Here is a 14,797-nt window from a genome sequence, read left to right as displayed (position 1 = left end):
CTTCTTTGCGAGCGGCGTTGCGAGGTGATTGGTCCGGAGCAATTTCAGGAAAAGTGTGAAGCGGTTTTCCGTCCGAAATTGCGTTAAAACAAAGACACTAGAGCATTCCACCGTTTCCGTGAAACGGTGGAATGCTCTAGTCGGTCACTCCACGATCCCCGCAGTCTCCACCACCGCGTGGAACAGCACGTCGGCGCCCGCCGCCGCCCATTCCTTGGAGATTTCCTCGGCCTCGTTGTGGCTGAGACCGCCTACGCAGGGGCACATGACCATGGTCGCGGGCGCGACCTTGGCCGCCCAGCAGGCATCGTGGCCGGCGCCCGAGATGATGTTCATGTGGCTGTAGCCCAGCTTTTCGGCGGCGGTGCGCACGCGGCCGACCAGCGTCGGATCGAAGGTCACCGGATCGAAATGGCCGACCGCCTCGACCGAGCATTTGACGCCGAGCCCCTCGCAGATCTTCGGCGCTTCCTTCTCGATGCGGGCGCGCATGCCGTCGAGCTTCGCCTGGTCCGGCGAGCGGATGTCGACGGTAAAGATCACCGTACCAGGCAGAACGTTGCGCGAATTGGGCGAAAACTTCACCTGTCCGACGCCGCCGACGGCGCCGGGTTGGTTCTCCATGGCCACCGTCTGCACCATTTCAAGGATGCGGGCCATGGCGAGGCCGGCATTGACGCGCATGTTCATCGGCGTCGAGCCGGTATGCGCCTCCCTGCCCGTCAGCGTGAATTCCAGCCACCACAGGCCTTGGCAATGCGTCACCACGCCGATCTGCTTGTTCTCGGCCTCCAGGATCGGTCCCTGCTCGATGTGATACTCGAAATAGGCGTGCATCTTGCGCGCGCCGACCTTCTCGTCGCCGACCCAGCCGATCCGCTTCAGCTCGTCGCCGAAGGTCAGGCCGTCCAGATCCTTGCGGCCATAGGCGTAATCCTGCGTATGCACCCCGGCGAACACGCCGGAGGCAAGCATGGCCGGGGCGAAACGCGCGCCCTCTTCATTCGTCCAGTTGGTGACAACGATCGGGTGCTTCGTCTTGATGCCGAGATCGTTGAGCGAACGCACGACCTCGAGGCCCGAAAGCACGCCAAGCACACCGTCATACTTGCCGCCGGTCGGCTGGGTATCGAGGTGGGAACCGACATAGACCGGCAGCGCGTCCGGATCGGTGCCGGCGCGCGTCATGAACATGGTGCCCATCTGGTCGACACCCATCGAGAGCCCGGCCGCATCGCACCAGGACTTGAAAAGCGCGCGGCCCTCTTTGTCGGAATCGGTTAGCGTCTGGCGATTGTTGCCGCCGGCGATGCCGGGGCCGATCTTCGCCATCTCCATCAGGGAGTCCCACAAACGGTCCGAATTGATTCGCAGATTCTCGCCGGGTGCGGCCATTTGCGGTTCCCATTTCCATCCGGGGTCTTGTCGCCCCTTGAGTGGTTTGCATCCTGACCGTATGGTCAGCTTTCAGACTACACAAGCTGACCAAGCGGTCAACGAGAATCTTGGGGGAGACATGACCGAATCCACCCGTCCCATGCGGCGCCAGGACATAAGGCGGGAGAATGAAAAGGCCATTCTGCTCGCCGCCGAAAAGGTGTTCGCGGAAGCCGGGTTCGGCGGCGCCACGATGCAGCTGATTGCCGATCTGGCGGGGCTGCCCAAGGCAAATCTCCACTACTATTTCGCCACCAAGGAAGAGCTTTACCGGTCCGTCGTCCAGAACATCTTCGAGATCTGGCTGCAGGCGGCCAATTGCTTCGATGCCGCGCGCGGGCCGATAGACGGTATCAGCGCCTATATCGACGCCAAGATGGAAATATCGCGCCGCCACCCCGATGGCTCGAAGGTCTGGGCCTCGGAGGTGATGCACGGCGCGCCGGTGCTTCAGGACTATATGGAATCAACGCTTCGCGAATGGACCGACGGCCGCGTCGAGATCATCAGGCGCTGGATCGAGGAGGGCAAGATGGACCCGGTCGACCCGCGGCATCTGCTCTACATGCTCTGGGCCACGACCCAGCATTACGCCGATTTCGGCCACCAGATCGAGACGCTGAACGGCGGCAAGTCGCTCTCCGACCGGCAATGGCGGGAAGCCAAGGAGAACATCAAGCGGGTGATCCTGACCGGCATCGGCGCGCGGCCGGCCTGAATCGCACCACTGTCGAGGTCGGCGCATCTTGGCCGACCTCGCCCAGCCGCTTCATGGACACCCTCCCCTCGACGGGAAGGATGTCCGCCCGGCTGATCAGTCGATCGACCTCAGAACATCGCGAACATGGTCGATCAACTCGTTGATCTGGCCCTTGGTGATGATCAGCGGCGGCGACAGCGCGATGATGTCGCCGGTGGTGCGGATCAGCGCGCCGCGCTCGAAGGCCTTGACGAAAGCCGAGAACGCCCGCTTCGTCGGGCTGCCGGCGATCGGCGCCAGCTCGATCGCGCCGATCAGGCCGATGTTGCGGATGTCGATCACATGCGGCTCGCCCTTGAGCGAATGCAGCGCGTCTTCCCAGTACGGCGCCAGTTCCTCGCCGCGCGTCAAAAGGCCCTCTTCCTTGTAGGTGTCCAAAGTGCCGAGCGCGGCGGCGCAGGCGATCGGATTGCCCGAATAGGTGTAGCCGTGGAAGAACTCGATCATGTGCTCGGGGCCGGTCATGAAGGCGTCGTGGATCTCCTTCTTGACGAATACCGCGCCCATCGGGATGACGCCGTTGGAAACGCCCTTCGCGGTGGTCATGATATCCGGCGTGACGCCAAAATAGTCGGCCGCGAACGGCGCGCCGAGGCGGCCGAAGCCGGTGATCACTTCATCGAAAATCAACAATATGCCGTGCTTCGTGCAGATTTCCCGAAGTTTTTGCAGATAGCCTTTCGGCGGCAGGATGACGCCGGTGGAGCCAGCGACCGGCTCGACGATGACGGCCGCGATGGTCGAGGCGTCATGCAGCGTGACGAGACGCTCGAGCTCATTGGCGAGTTCCGCGCCATGTTCCGGCACGCCCTTCGAGAATGAGTTCTTCTCCGGCAGATGCGTGTGCGGCAGGTGGTCGACGCCGCCGAGCAGCGTGCCGAACATCTTGCGGTTGGTGACGATGCCGCCGACCGAGATGCCGCCGAAATTGACACCATGGTAGCCGCGCTCGCGGCCGATCAGCCGGGTGCGCGAGCCCTCGCCCCTGGCGCGGTGATAGGCGATCGCCATCTTCAGCGCGGTCTCGACCGATTCCGAACCGGAATTGGTGAAGAAGACATGGTCCATGCCCTTCGGCGCGATGTCGACCAGCCGGTTCGCCAGCTCGAAGACAATGGGATGGCCCATCTGGAAGGCCGGCGCATAGTCGAGCTCGGCAGCCTGGTGCTGGATCGCCTCGGTGATCTTCGGCCGGCAGTGACCGGCGTTGACGCACCAGAGGCCAGCGGTGCCGTCGAGCACCTTGCGGCCGTCGCTGGTGGTGTAATGCATGTCCTTGGCGGACACGAACATGCGCGGCGCCTGCTTGAACTGACGGTTTGCCGTGAACGGCATCCAGAATGCGCTGAGATCGTTCGGCGTGACTTTCAGCCGGTTGGACATAGCCAAGACTTCCCCTTGTAACCTGTTTCGGTGCGGCCAACGCTTGGTCTTTGCTGCGTTTTCGTGCTACGCAAATTTTTGACCGGTTGGACAAACGTTAGCGCCGCCTGTCGGCGGTCAGGGGATTACTAGCGGAAATGCGGCATAAAAAGCGCGCTCCACAGCCTCAGGAAAAACTGGTCCAGAGAATTGGTCCAGAAAGCCGGCGCGGCGGCCTGCAAGGATGACGGACACGATGGAAGGCTCCGCTCCCCGCCGCACCCGCATCCAACAGGAAAAGCGCGAGCTGATCCTCGAAGCTGCGCTCGAAGTCTTCTCCGCCAATGGTTTTCGCGGCTCGACCATCGACCAAATCGCCGAGGCCGCCGGCATGTCGAAGCCCAACCTTCTCTATTACTTCCGCCGCAAGGAAGACATTCACGAGACATTGATGCAGCGCCTGCTCGACACCTGGCTGGCGCCGCTGCGCGAGCTGGACGACATCGGCGACCCGCTGACGGAGCTCAGAAGCTATATCCGCAGGAAGCTGGAGATGGCGCGCGACTTCCCGCGCGAAAGCCGGCTCTTCGCCAACGAGATCCTGCAGGGCGCGCCGCGCATCAAGCCGATGCTGGAGGGCGAGTTGAAGACCTTGGTCGACGAGAAAGCAGCCGTCATCAAGGGCTGGATGCGCGCCGGCAAGATCGCCCGCACCGATCCCTGGCACCTGATCTTCTCAATCTGGGCGACGACGCAGCATTATGCCGATTTCGATGTCCAGGTGCGCGCCGTGCTCGGCGCCGACCGCGGCGGCGAGGGCCGCTTCGAGGACGCGGCGCGGTTTCTGGAGCAGTTGTTCCTCGATGGGCTGAAGCCGAAGGGTAGCGAAGCGTCCAAAGGGTAAAGCGGATGACGCTGACCTACCAACCGCTTGGCTGTGCTGACGCTGGCGATTGGCCGAAACCCCTCAGCTTCGTCATCCACGGGCGGAGCGGGAGCGAAGCGGACGCGGAGACCCGAGGATCCATTCCGTTACCTTGGTCGAAGGGCGCAGCGGAGCAGAATTCTGCACCGCAGAAGCGCGTTGGAGTCACGGAATGGATCCTCGGGTCTGCGCTGCGTCGCTACGCTCCTTGCTCCGCCCGTGGATGACGAAGTTGAGGGCTTGCCGCTGCCTTTCTCGGACGGCTGCGCCTGCGACCAACCAACCTCACGCGCTGCGCCGCTCGGTCGGAAGCCCCTCGAGCAGCTTCCGCAATTTCGCAACAGAATTCTGCTCTGCCAGTGGCGTGTAGACGATCAATCGCATATCCGAACCGTCGTCAATCGACAGGCTCATATGCTCGAAGGTCATCGCGCCGGCGATCGGATGGCGCAGATGCTTCAGGCCGGAAAGCCGGTGCACGACATCGCGCTGCGGCCACCATTCCCGGAATTCGGGGCTCGAGCGCATCATCAGCGCGATCAGCCGCTCGAAATCAGGATCGCCGGTGTATTTCGCGCTTTCGGCGCGGAAGGCGGCGAGCGTTGCACGGGCTACTTGCTCCCAGTCGACCAGCAGATGCCGCCGATGCGGATCGGTGAACACCCCGTGGATGATGTTGCGGGCGTCGCCCTCCAGCAGGCCGTAATCGCCGAAGATTGCGACGGCCGCGTCGTTCCAGGCCAGCACGTCCCAGCGCGGGCCGACGACATAGGCGGGCTGCAGCACCAGGCTTTGCAGCATGTGCAGCAACGGCCCCTCGACCTTGCCCGCAACAATGCGCCGCCGCTCCGGTTGCTGGCGGCCGGCCAGCGTGAACAGATGCCGCTGCTCGGCGCCGTCAAGCCGCAGCGCCTGGCAGAGCGCCGACAGCACCTCGACCGAAGGCCGCACGTCCCTGCCCTGCTCCAGCCAGGTGTACCAGGTGGTGCCGACGCCGGCGATCATCGCCACTTCCTCGCGCCGCAGCCCGGGCGTGCGCCGCCGCGCGCCGCAAGCGATACCGGTATCCGAGGGCGAGAGCCTTTCGCGGCGCGAACGCAGGAAGGCGCCGAGCTCGCGCCGGCGATGGTCTTCGGGGGAATGGGTCACGACATCCATGCACTTATTATAGCAGTATTGATACCAGGATAAAGTTTGAACTGTTTGGGACGCGCGCGGTGTCCCATCTTTGCGTTCAGAGCAGCACAAGGAGGCTCTGAACATGGAACTCAAGGACAAAACAATTCTCATCACCGGCTCGACCGACGGTGTCGGCCGTGTGGTCGCCGAAAGGCTCGGCGCCGGTGGCGCCCGCGTGCTGGTGCATGGTCGCGACGAAACTCGCGGCAAGGAAGTCGTTGCCGCCATCGAGGCCAAGGGCGGCAAGGCGGAATTCCTCGCAGCCGATCTCGCTTCGCTGGCCGAAGTGCGCAGCCTCGCCGAAGCCGTGCGCGCAAGAACCGACCGGCTCGACATCCTGATCAATAATGCCGGCGTCGGCACCGGCGGCCAAGGCGCCAAGCGGCAGGTCAGCGCCGACGGCTACGAGCTGCGCTTCGCCGTCAACTATCTCGCCGGCTTTCTGCTGACGTCGGAGCTTTTGCCTTTGCTCAAGGCAAGCGCGCCGGCGCGCATCGTCAACGTCGCCTCGGCCGGCCAGCAGGCAATCGACTTCGACGACGTCATGCTGACGCATGGCTATAGCGGCGTGCGCGCCTACTGCCAGAGCAAGCTGGCACAGATCCTGTTCACCGTCGATCTGGCGGAACAGCTCGAAGGCACCGGCATCACCGTCAACGCGCTGCATCCGGCAAGCTACATGGACACCACGATGGTCCGGCAGGCCGGCGTCACGCCATGGAGCTCGGTCGAAACCGGCGCCGACGCCATCCTCAACCTCGCGACATCGCCGGCGCTCGAAGGACGCAGCGGCCGCTATTTCGACGGCCAGCGGGAATCGCGCGCCGACGCCCAGGCCTATGACGAAAAGGCCCGCCGCCGATTGCGGGCGCTGAGCCTCGAACTGATCGGTCACCCATCACCAACATCCAGGGAACAGCACTCATGAGCGAAATCATCCAACATTGCGTCATCATCGGCGGCTCGTCCGGCATCGGCCTGGCCACGGCCAGGCGGCTTGTCGGCCCCGGCATGAAAGTCACGATCACCGGCCGCAACGAGGAGAAGCTGAAAAGCGCCTGGAAGAGCCTCGACGGTACCGTCGGCAAAGCCGCCTTCGACGCCACCAAGCCGGATGAAGTCCGCCAGTTCTTCGAGCGCCTCGGGCCGTTCGATCACCTGGTTCTCGCCGCGAGCGGCGGCAAGGGGCTGGGACCGTTCGCGACGCTCGACCTCTCCGATATCGCCAGCGGCGTCGACGAAAAGGTCCGGCCGCAATTGTCCTGCCTGCAGGCGGCTTTGCCGACCTTGAACAAGGCCGGATCGGTGACCTTCATCTCCGCCGTCTCGGCGCAGATCACGGCGCCCGGCGTCGCCGGCATCGGCGCCATCAACGGCATGCTCTTGACCGTCGCGCCGATCCTGGCGGTCGAGCTGAAACCGCTGCGCGTCAACGTCGTGGCGCCCGGCGTCATCGACACGCCCTGGTGGGACTTTTTGCCGGACGAGCAGCGGCAGGCGGTGTTTGCCGAATATGCCGGCAAGACACCGGTCGGCCGCATCGGCCGCGCCGAGGATGTCGCCGAGGCGATCGCCTTCCTGGTCTCCAACGGCTTCATGACCGGCCAGGTGCTGACCTGCGACGGCGGCCTAAGGTTCGCAGCGTGAGTGGTAGTGGGCGAAAACCCGACGTCAGCGCTGCCCCTCATCGGGCTGCCGCCATCTTCCCCGTAAACGGGGAGAAGGGTTCGCGTCAGCGATTTCGCCAATGTCCAAGCTTGCAAGAAGGGCGCCGACGCCGCGACCAGCCCTTTCTCCCCGTTCACGGGGAGAAATGCCCGGCAGGGCAATGAGGGGCAGCGCCAACATCAGAAAATAGCTCGCCGACAACTGAAACGCCCTCGCGCCGCCCCGTTCCCTCAGGCGGCCTTTGCCTTTTCGACCGGATGGACGGAGCGGAAGGGTATGGCGAGGCGGTTCCACATATTGATCATGCCGACCAGCACGGTCAGCTTGACCAGCTCCTCCTCGGAAAAATGCTCAAGCGTTGCGGCATAGAGATCGTCCGGAACGCCGTTGTCGGAAATGTTGGTCACCGCTTCGGTCCAGGCAAATGCCGCCCTCTCGCGCTCGGAAAACAGCGGTGATTCCTTCCAGGCGGCGACCAGATAGAGGCGCTGCTCGGTCTCGCCGTCGCGCCTTGCCTCACGGCTGTGCATGTCGACGCAGTAGGAGCAGCCATTGATCTGCGAAGCCCTGAGCTTGACCAGATGGATCAGGCTGGCCTCCAGCCCGCTCTCCTCGACAGCCGTGTTGAGCTCGGTCACTGCCTTCATGAGAGCCGGCGCCTTGGCATAAAATTGAAGTCTCTGTTTCATCGTCTTTGCCTTTCCACATTGTCTGGCGGGTTAAGTCTGCTTCGGTGAAGAGGATTTCTGCGGCCGCTGGTGACGCTCGACGAAGGCGCAGCTCGCGGCATAGGACCGCGGATCGCCTTCGGCGGCGTATTCGGCCACGACGTCGGACAGCTTCACTTCGGCAAGCGCCGCCCGATAGGCGCGCTCGGCCTTGAGCATCGCGGCATTGATACCGCAGGGTCTGACATAGGCCGACGCATCGATCTTGACCGGGCCGCGCTGGCGGATTTCGCCGCAGCGGAACGCGGGCTCCCGTCCCTCGACGGCCAGCACGATATCCAGCAACGTGATCCGCTCCGCCGCTCGCGCCAGCCGGTAGCCGCCCGCCGGTCCCGGCACCGATTCAAGAATCCGCGCCGCCGTGAGCTGATTGAGATGCTTGAGCAGATAGCTCGGCGACAGCCCGAAACATTCCGCCAGCGCCGCGCCCGGCATGGTGCTGTTGCCGTCGAGGCTGGCCAGCGTCGCCGCGCAGTGGATGGACGCCTCAACGCCATCGCCCAGTTTCATGGTGCCGATCTCCTATTCTTGGATATTTTTTATCATGGATATATTTTATCTGCAATAGGAAATGAAAAATGCCGACAATTCGCAATGACAGAGAGAGAGAGAGAGAGAGAGAGAGAATGCCGCTTCGCAGAACCTGGGTTCCTCGCACCCCGCGAAGCGGGGGAGAGGTGGCCCGGCGAAGCCGGGACGGAGAGGGGGGACGCCCTTTGCGAAGCCAAAACCGGTCAAGGACGAGGCGCAAGAAGATAAAGACAAATCAGGGGCCTCAGAGGTGTCCAGCCGCCGCGAGGCCCCTCTCCGGCCTGGCTTCGCCAGGCCACCTCTCCCCACTCTCGTGGGGCGAGGAACCTAAATTCTGCGAAGACAACCCTTATTCCGCCGCCACCTTGGCCATCGGATTGTTGGGGTGCGTCGTCCAGTTGGCGTAGATCGGCGACACCGGCTTGCCGGTGCGCTCGTCCATCGCGCCGGCCGCCAGCGGCTCCATGGTGATGCAGCCCTCCACCGGGCAGACATTGACGCAGAGATTGCAGCCGACGCATTCGGCTTCGATCACCTCGAAATGCCGGGTCCCATTGACCATGCTGGTGATCGCCTGGTGCGAAGTATCCTCGCAGGCGATGTGGCAGCGGCCGCATTTGATGCAGGCGTCCTGGTCGATATGCGCCTTGGCGACATAGTTGAGGTTGAGATACTGCCAGTCGGTGACGTTGGGCGTGGCGCGGCCGATGATGTCGGAGAGCGAGGCGTGGCCCTTCTCGTCCATCCAGTTTTCCAGGCCGGCGATCATCTCCTGTACGATCTTGAAGCCATAGGTCATGGCCGCCGTACAGACCTGCACATTGCCGGCGCCGAGCGCCATGAATTCGGCAGCGTCGCGCCAGGTGGTGATGCCGCCGATGCCGGAGATCGGCAGGCCGCGGGTTTCGGGATCACGGGCGATCTCGGCCACCATGTTCATGGCGATCGGCTTCACCGCCGGGCCGCAATAGCCGCCATGCGAGCCCTTGCCGTCGATGGTCGGCTGCGGCGCGAAACTGTCGAGATCGACGCCGGTGATCGAGTTGATGGTGTTGATCAGCGATACCGCGTCGGTACCGCCGGCATGCGCGGCCCGCGCGGGCTTGCGGATGTCGGTGATGTTTGGCGTCAGCTTGGTGATGACGGGCATGCGCGTGTACTGCTTGCACCAGCGCACCACCATTTCGATATATTCCGGCACCTGGCCGACCGCCGAGCCCATGCCGCGCTCGCTCATGCCATGCGGGCAGCCGAAATTGAGCTCGATGCCGTCGGCGCCGGTCTCCTCGACCAGCGGCAGGATCGCCTTCCAGCTTTCCTCGACGCAAGGCACCATGATCGAGGCGATCAGTGCCCGATCCGGCCAGTTCATCTTGACCTGCTTCATCTCGCGCAGGTTGGTCTGCAGGTCGCGGTCGGTGATCAGCTCGATGTTGTTCAAGCCCAGCAGCCGTCGGTCAGCGCCCCAGATCGCGCCGTAACGCGGGCCGTTGACGTTGACGACCGGCGGGCCCTCTTCGCCCAGCGTCTTCCAAACCACGCCGCCCCAGCCCGCCTTGAAGGCGCGCTCGACATTGTAGGCCTTGTCGGTCGGCGGCGCCGAGGCCAGCCAGAACGGGTTTGGCGACTTGATGCCGATGAAATTGTTGCGGATGTCTGCCATGCTCATGCCCTCCCGTTAGAGGTCAGTGCCCGGTGGATGCTCTCGGCCGCGTCGCGCCCTTGCGCCACCGCCGATACGGTCAAATCGTCGCCGCCGAAGATGCAGTCGCCGCCGGCCCAGACTTTGGCCAGCGAGGTGCGGCCCTCGGCATCGACCTTGATGCGGCCGCCTTCGAGCTCGATCGCCTCCGCGCTGCCGTTGAGATGCGCCGGCACGAAGCTCTGGCCGATCGCCTTGAACACCTGGTCGGCGACGAGCGTGAGCCGTTCGCCGGTGCCGACAAGCCTATCTCCGCTCATCGCGGTGTATTCGAGCTCGATCGCCGAGACCTTGCCGTTCTCGGCAATGACGCGCTTCGGCTGCAGCCAGTGGCGGATAGTGACGCCGTTGGCGGCGGCCAGATCCTGCTCGAAGCCGGACGCGTTCATGGCCTCCTGGCCGCGGCGATAGCAGATCGTCACCTCCTCCGCGCCGAGCAGCTTCGACTGCACCGCGGCATCGATTGCCGTCATGCCGCCGCCGATGACGACGACGCGCCGGCCGACCGGCAGGCTGGAGAGATCGCTTGCCTGGCGCAGTTCGGCGATGAACTCGACCGCATTGGCGACACCGTCGGCGTCTTCGCCCTCGGCGCGCAATGCATTGACGCCGCCGAGGCCGAGCCCGAGGAAGACCGCATCATAGTTGCGCATCAGGTCGGCCAACTGGAAGTCGCGGCCGAGCGCCTTGCCGTTCTGGATGTCGATGCCGCCGATCGCGGTGACGTAGTCGACCTCGGCCTGGGCGAAATCGTCGACGCTCTTATAGGCGGCGATGCCATACTCGTTGAGGCCGCCGGCCTTCGGCCGCGCCTCCAGGATCGTCACCTCATGGCCGTGACGGGCAAGGCGATGCGCCGCCGCCAGCCCGGCCGGCCCGGCGCCGACCACGGCAATGCTCTTGCCCGTCGCTTCGGCGCGCTTGTAGAACTGCTTGCCCTCGCTCATCGCCACATCGGTGGCATAGCGCTGCAGCCGGCCGATCTGCACCGGCTTGCCTTCGGCCACCTCGCGCACGCAGACCTCTTCGCACAGCGTCTCGGTCGGGCAAACGCGGGCGCACATGCCGCCGAGGATGTTCTGGTCGAAGATGGTCTTGGCCGAGCCCAGCGGATTGCCGGTGGCGATCTGGCGGATGAACAGCGGGATGTCGATCGAGGTCGGGCACGCATTCATGCACGGCGCGTCGTAGCAGAAATAGCAGCGATCGGATTCGACCAGCGCCTCGTGGTGGTCGAGCGGCGGATGCAGGTCGGAAAAATTCTCGGCGTATTGCTCGGAAGACAGCCTGCCGCCGGCAATGCCTTCGATGAAATGACCAGTCGCCATTCCAGTTCCCCTTGTTGTCGTTTTGGGGAAGGCTAGCACGTTTTATTTTTTTATCAATTGGTCAATTTTCGGCCAAGCCACTGTAATGGTTGAGCAAAAACATGACAAATGAAGTCATGTTATGGCTACTTCGGTAACCTCCGCGGTGTCGTGGCTTGTGACCCTGTGGCCGTGGATCGACCGGATCTCGTCCGCGACCAGTTCCTGCAGCCGCCACAGATTGCGGTCATGGATGCCGAAGGTCTCGAGATGGCTGACGGTGTTGTAGAGATATTCCGCACCGGAGCCGACATGGCCGCACGCGCGCGCCAGCACCCAAGCCACCTCCTCCAGCGGCTGCCCGAGCGACGTCCCCCTGCCGGTCACGCCGACCCAGAAGCCCAACGCCCGCACCCGACCTTGCGCCGTCCGCACCGGAACCCATCTGACGGAAGCGACGCTCTCATGGTCGTCGATCTCGCGTCGCAACAGCCTCTCGATCTGGGCCGGCTTTTCGCCGTCCGGCAGGCGGTAGATAACGCCGTCGCAACGCCCGCCGCGTTCCAGAGCCATCATCAGCCCCGGCTGCGCGGCGCTGCCTCGCCAGCGGACCATGTCGAGACAGAAGGAGCGATGCCAGCCATGCGCCGAGGCGCGCTGCTGCTCGACGGACTCGAAGGCCGGTTTCCAGATCAGCGAGCCATAGGCGAACACCCAAAGCGGCCCCTCATCGGCTTCGCCGGCGAGACGCGTGGCGAGCGCGCCGAAATCGTCATCGCTGAGCTGCGTCCACTCCCCGCTCGGTCCGGGATCGATCTCCTCGCGATGGCAAAGAGCCACAAGCTCGGGCGTGAGCGACATCTGGCGCATGGAAGGCAAACCCCTCTTTGCCGGCAGCAAAGTCGAAAAGAGTGGGCTATGCAAGATCAGGAGCAAAGCGCCTTGCCGACCGGGATTTTCGGCCCATGTCGGATTTCTGTCGCCAGGATCGTCCTAAGGTGTGTTGAGGTTAGGTCAGGCCGCGCCGAAAACGGCGGTTTTCGAGAACCGGAGCGGAGCGTACTTAAGTACGTGAGCACCGGAAGCGCAGGAAACCACCGTTTGCAGGCCGGCATCACCTGAACCTCGACATACCTTAGGATGGATCGAACAACGATCGCTGCCTGAACCGGTGAGGAGACCGACCATGCCGAAATCCCCGCAACCATTCTTCTGGTACGAACTGATGACCACCGACCTCGACGCCGCCGAGGCTTTCTACACAGCCGTGGTCGGCTGGAAGGCCGAGCCCTTCGACAAGGCGCCCGGCATGCCCCGCTACATCGTGGTGAATTCAGCCGTGCGCGGCGTCGGCGGTCTGATGACGATGCCGGAAGAACCCGCCAAGAGAGGCATGCCGCCGGCCTGGTTAGGCTACATCTACACCAAGGATGTCGACGCTTCGACCAAAGCACTCAAGGACGCGGGCGGCGCGATCCACCGCGCGCCGGACGACATTCCGGGCGTCGGCCGCTTCGCCGTCGTTGCCGACCCGCAAGGCGCGGCCTTCATGTTCCTGCAGCCCAACCAGCCCGACCAGCCGCCTGTGCCGGCAACCACGCTTGGCCATGTCGGCTGGCATGAGCTCTACACCTCGGACTGGAAAGCCGCCTTCGATTTCTACTCCACCCAATTCGGTTGGACGAGCGCCGGCGAGTTCGACATGGGCGAGATGGGTATCTACAAAACCTTCGGCGCCGGCCCTGAATCCGGCGGCGGCATCATGAACAAACCGCCGCAGATTCCGGTTCCGGTCTGGCAGTTCTATTTCAACGTCGACGCCATCGACGCCGCCGCCAGGCGCGTCACCGACAATGGCGGCAAGGTCATCATGGGACCGATGGACGTGCCGAGCGGCCAGTGGATCATCCAGTGCCAGGATCCGCAAGGCGCGCATTTCGCCTTGCTGGCACCGGCGCGGTAGAAGCTGCCAATCTCCCCCCTTGTGGGGGAGATGTCCGGCAGGACAGAGGGGGGCGCTGTCCCGCCAGCGTTATCCATTTGGCGTCACTCCGGCGTCAGCACCGCCAGCTTCAGATCGGCCTTTTTCGCGCCGCTGACCTGGATGATCGCGGCGCCGCCCGCGAGCTTGAAGCGCACGCTCTTGCGGATTCCCGGACAGGTCTTCACGCCGCTGAAAGCCGCCGATTTCACGGTCTTGCCATCCTGCACCACATCGATCCAGGCCTCATCGGACAGGCTGAGCTGCAGCTCGCCTTCCGGCGGCACGGTCACATTTGCAGTCGCGCCGAAGGTGCCGGCTGCCGGCGCACGCTCCGGCGGTACCTCAAAGCTGACCGTGTCGGCCGCCGCGAGCGTGAGATCCACCGCTTCCCCGACCGTCAGCGTGGCGCCCGATTGCGCGGCGGGCGCCTCCGGAAACAGCGCCTGCTCGCGTTCAACCGGCCATTTGAAGGCATCGCAGCCGGCATCGGCGGCCATGGCGAAGCTGGTGCCTGCAAGGATTGCGAAGAGGCCGATGACTACTTTTCTCATGATGAAGGGACTCGCGTGGGTTCGATGCATCAGACAGAGTTACAACCATAAGGATATATTTGCAACTATGGCGAGAAGAAATATCGGCGATTGAAACCACTTCCATTCACCGATTGTTGATGGCTGGCCAAGGGAAGTGAGTGGTCCGTCGCCGGGCGATAATTTAAGGCCCCGGGCGGGGGAAAATTGGAGTTCAGATGAAGCTTTTCGAAAGCCTTGCTCAATACCGGCCGCAGGCGCTGGGCATATTGCGCATCATGACCGCCCTGCAGTTCATCGAGCATGGCTCGCAGAAGCTGTTCAACTTCCCGGTGAGCGCGGAGCCGCATGCCCTCACCGGATTGACGACGGCTGCCGGCATTCTCGAATTCGCCGGCGGCATCCTTCTGGTGCTCGGCCTCTTCACCCGTCCGGTCGCCTTCCTGCTCGCCGGCGAAATGGCCATCGCCTATTTCATGGCGCATTTCCCGCGCGACTTCTTCCCGGCCAACAACGGCGGCGACGCAGCCATCCTGTTCTGCTTCGTCTTCCTCTATCTGTTCTTTGCCGGTCCGGGCGCCTTCGCGGTGGACAATCGCGACAGCGCCACGGCTTGATGTCAACATGCGCGCCTGGAGGCTTTTTTGTTTTGACGCAATTCCGGACGGAAAACCGCTTCGCACT

Annotated in this window: 15 protein-coding genes; 6 read left to right on the top strand and 9 right to left on the bottom strand. The window is 63.7% G+C overall.

The window, feature by feature from the left end; genetic code table 11:
• Positions 1–144: 144 nt before the first annotated feature.
• Positions 145–1,395: a Zn-dependent hydrolase gene (locus EN852_RS20890; RefSeq protein ID WP_112127154.1), complete on the bottom strand. Its 1,251-nt coding sequence runs from the start codon at positions 1,393–1,395 to the stop codon at positions 145–147.
• Between the two features lie 121 nt (positions 1,396–1,516).
• On the opposite strand from EN852_RS20890, the gene EN852_RS20885 reads away from it, so the two are divergent.
• Positions 1,517–2,155, top strand: coding sequence for a TetR/AcrR family transcriptional regulator (locus tag EN852_RS20885; RefSeq protein WP_127876722.1), 639 nt, complete (start codon positions 1,517–1,519; stop codon positions 2,153–2,155).
• Positions 2,156–2,251: 96 nt separating this feature from the next.
• On the opposite strand, the gene EN852_RS20880 is transcribed toward EN852_RS20885, so the two are convergent.
• Positions 2,252–3,580: an aspartate aminotransferase family protein gene (locus EN852_RS20880; protein WP_127863996.1), complete on the bottom strand. Its 1,329-nt coding sequence runs from the start codon at positions 3,578–3,580 to the stop codon at positions 2,252–2,254.
• 235 nt (positions 3,581–3,815) lie between these two features.
• Here EN852_RS20880 and EN852_RS20875 point away from each other — a divergent pair, with 235 nt between their 5' ends.
• Positions 3,816–4,463: a TetR family transcriptional regulator C-terminal domain-containing protein gene (locus tag EN852_RS20875; RefSeq protein ID WP_127876799.1), complete on the top strand. Its 648-nt coding sequence runs from the start codon at positions 3,816–3,818 to the stop codon at positions 4,461–4,463.
• A 306-nt stretch (positions 4,464–4,769) separates the two neighbouring features.
• Here the strand turns inward: EN852_RS20875 and EN852_RS20865 are convergent, their stop codons facing one another.
• Positions 4,770–5,642: a helix-turn-helix transcriptional regulator gene (locus EN852_RS20865; RefSeq protein WP_127876721.1), complete on the bottom strand. Its 873-nt coding sequence runs from the start codon at positions 5,640–5,642 to the stop codon at positions 4,770–4,772.
• A gap of 103 nt (positions 5,643–5,745) precedes the next feature.
• On the opposite strand from EN852_RS20865, the gene EN852_RS20860 reads away from it, so the two are divergent.
• Positions 5,746–6,591, top strand: coding sequence for an SDR family oxidoreductase (locus tag EN852_RS20860; RefSeq protein WP_127876720.1), 846 nt, complete (start codon positions 5,746–5,748; stop codon positions 6,589–6,591).
• Entirely contained in the window at positions 6,588–7,310 is a 723-nt protein-coding gene (locus EN852_RS20855; RefSeq protein ID WP_127876719.1) for an SDR family oxidoreductase, read from the top strand. The genes EN852_RS20860 and EN852_RS20855 overlap by 4 nt, the downstream gene beginning before the upstream one ends.
• 251 nt (positions 7,311–7,561) lie before the next feature.
• On the opposite strand, the gene EN852_RS20850 is transcribed toward EN852_RS20855, so the two are convergent.
• From EN852_RS20850 to EN852_RS20830, 5 genes are all read right to left on the bottom strand, one after another.
• Positions 7,562–8,020: a carboxymuconolactone decarboxylase family protein gene (locus EN852_RS20850; RefSeq protein WP_127876718.1), complete on the bottom strand. Its 459-nt coding sequence runs from the start codon at positions 8,018–8,020 to the stop codon at positions 7,562–7,564.
• A gap of 30 nt (positions 8,021–8,050) precedes the next feature.
• Positions 8,051–8,569, bottom strand: coding sequence for an Rrf2 family transcriptional regulator (locus EN852_RS20845; protein ID WP_127876717.1), 519 nt, complete (start codon positions 8,567–8,569; stop codon positions 8,051–8,053).
• A gap of 370 nt (positions 8,570–8,939) precedes the next feature.
• Positions 8,940–10,253 (bottom strand): NAD-dependent dihydropyrimidine dehydrogenase subunit PreA, encoded by a 1,314-nt coding sequence (gene preA / locus EN852_RS20840; RefSeq protein ID WP_127876797.1) that lies wholly within the window; start codon positions 10,251–10,253, stop codon positions 8,940–8,942.
• A gap of 2 nt (positions 10,254–10,255) precedes the next feature.
• On the bottom strand, positions 10,256–11,620 hold the full coding sequence (locus tag EN852_RS20835; RefSeq protein ID WP_127876716.1) for an NAD(P)-dependent oxidoreductase: 1,365 nt from the start codon (positions 11,618–11,620) through the stop codon (positions 10,256–10,258).
• A 114-nt stretch (positions 11,621–11,734) separates the two neighbouring features.
• On the bottom strand, positions 11,735–12,469 hold the full coding sequence (locus EN852_RS20830; protein ID WP_127876715.1) for a gamma-glutamylcyclotransferase: 735 nt from the start codon (positions 12,467–12,469) through the stop codon (positions 11,735–11,737).
• A gap of 316 nt (positions 12,470–12,785) precedes the next feature.
• On the opposite strand from EN852_RS20830, the gene EN852_RS20825 reads away from it, so the two are divergent.
• The gene (locus EN852_RS20825; protein ID WP_127876714.1) at positions 12,786–13,562 is read left to right on the top strand and encodes a VOC family protein; all 777 of its coding nucleotides are present in this window, start codon (positions 12,786–12,788) and stop codon (positions 13,560–13,562) included.
• A gap of 83 nt (positions 13,563–13,645) precedes the next feature.
• Here EN852_RS20825 and EN852_RS20820 read toward each other — a convergent pair whose 3' ends face one another.
• Positions 13,646–14,134, bottom strand: coding sequence for a hypothetical protein (locus EN852_RS20820; protein WP_127876713.1), 489 nt, complete (start codon positions 14,132–14,134; stop codon positions 13,646–13,648).
• A 197-nt stretch (positions 14,135–14,331) separates the two neighbouring features.
• Between EN852_RS20820 and EN852_RS20815 the strand changes: the two genes are divergently transcribed.
• Positions 14,332–14,730 (top strand): DoxX family protein, encoded by a 399-nt coding sequence (locus EN852_RS20815; protein WP_127876712.1) that lies wholly within the window; start codon positions 14,332–14,334, stop codon positions 14,728–14,730.
• Positions 14,731–14,797 lie beyond the last annotated feature (67 nt).

The organism is Mesorhizobium sp. M2E.F.Ca.ET.209.01.1.1, assembly GCF_004010375.2.
Lineage (GTDB): Bacteria > Pseudomonadota > Alphaproteobacteria > Rhizobiales > Rhizobiaceae > Mesorhizobium.
The sequence above is the reverse complement of the archived record's forward strand: the minus strand, read 5'-3'. Positions and strand labels throughout refer to the sequence as shown.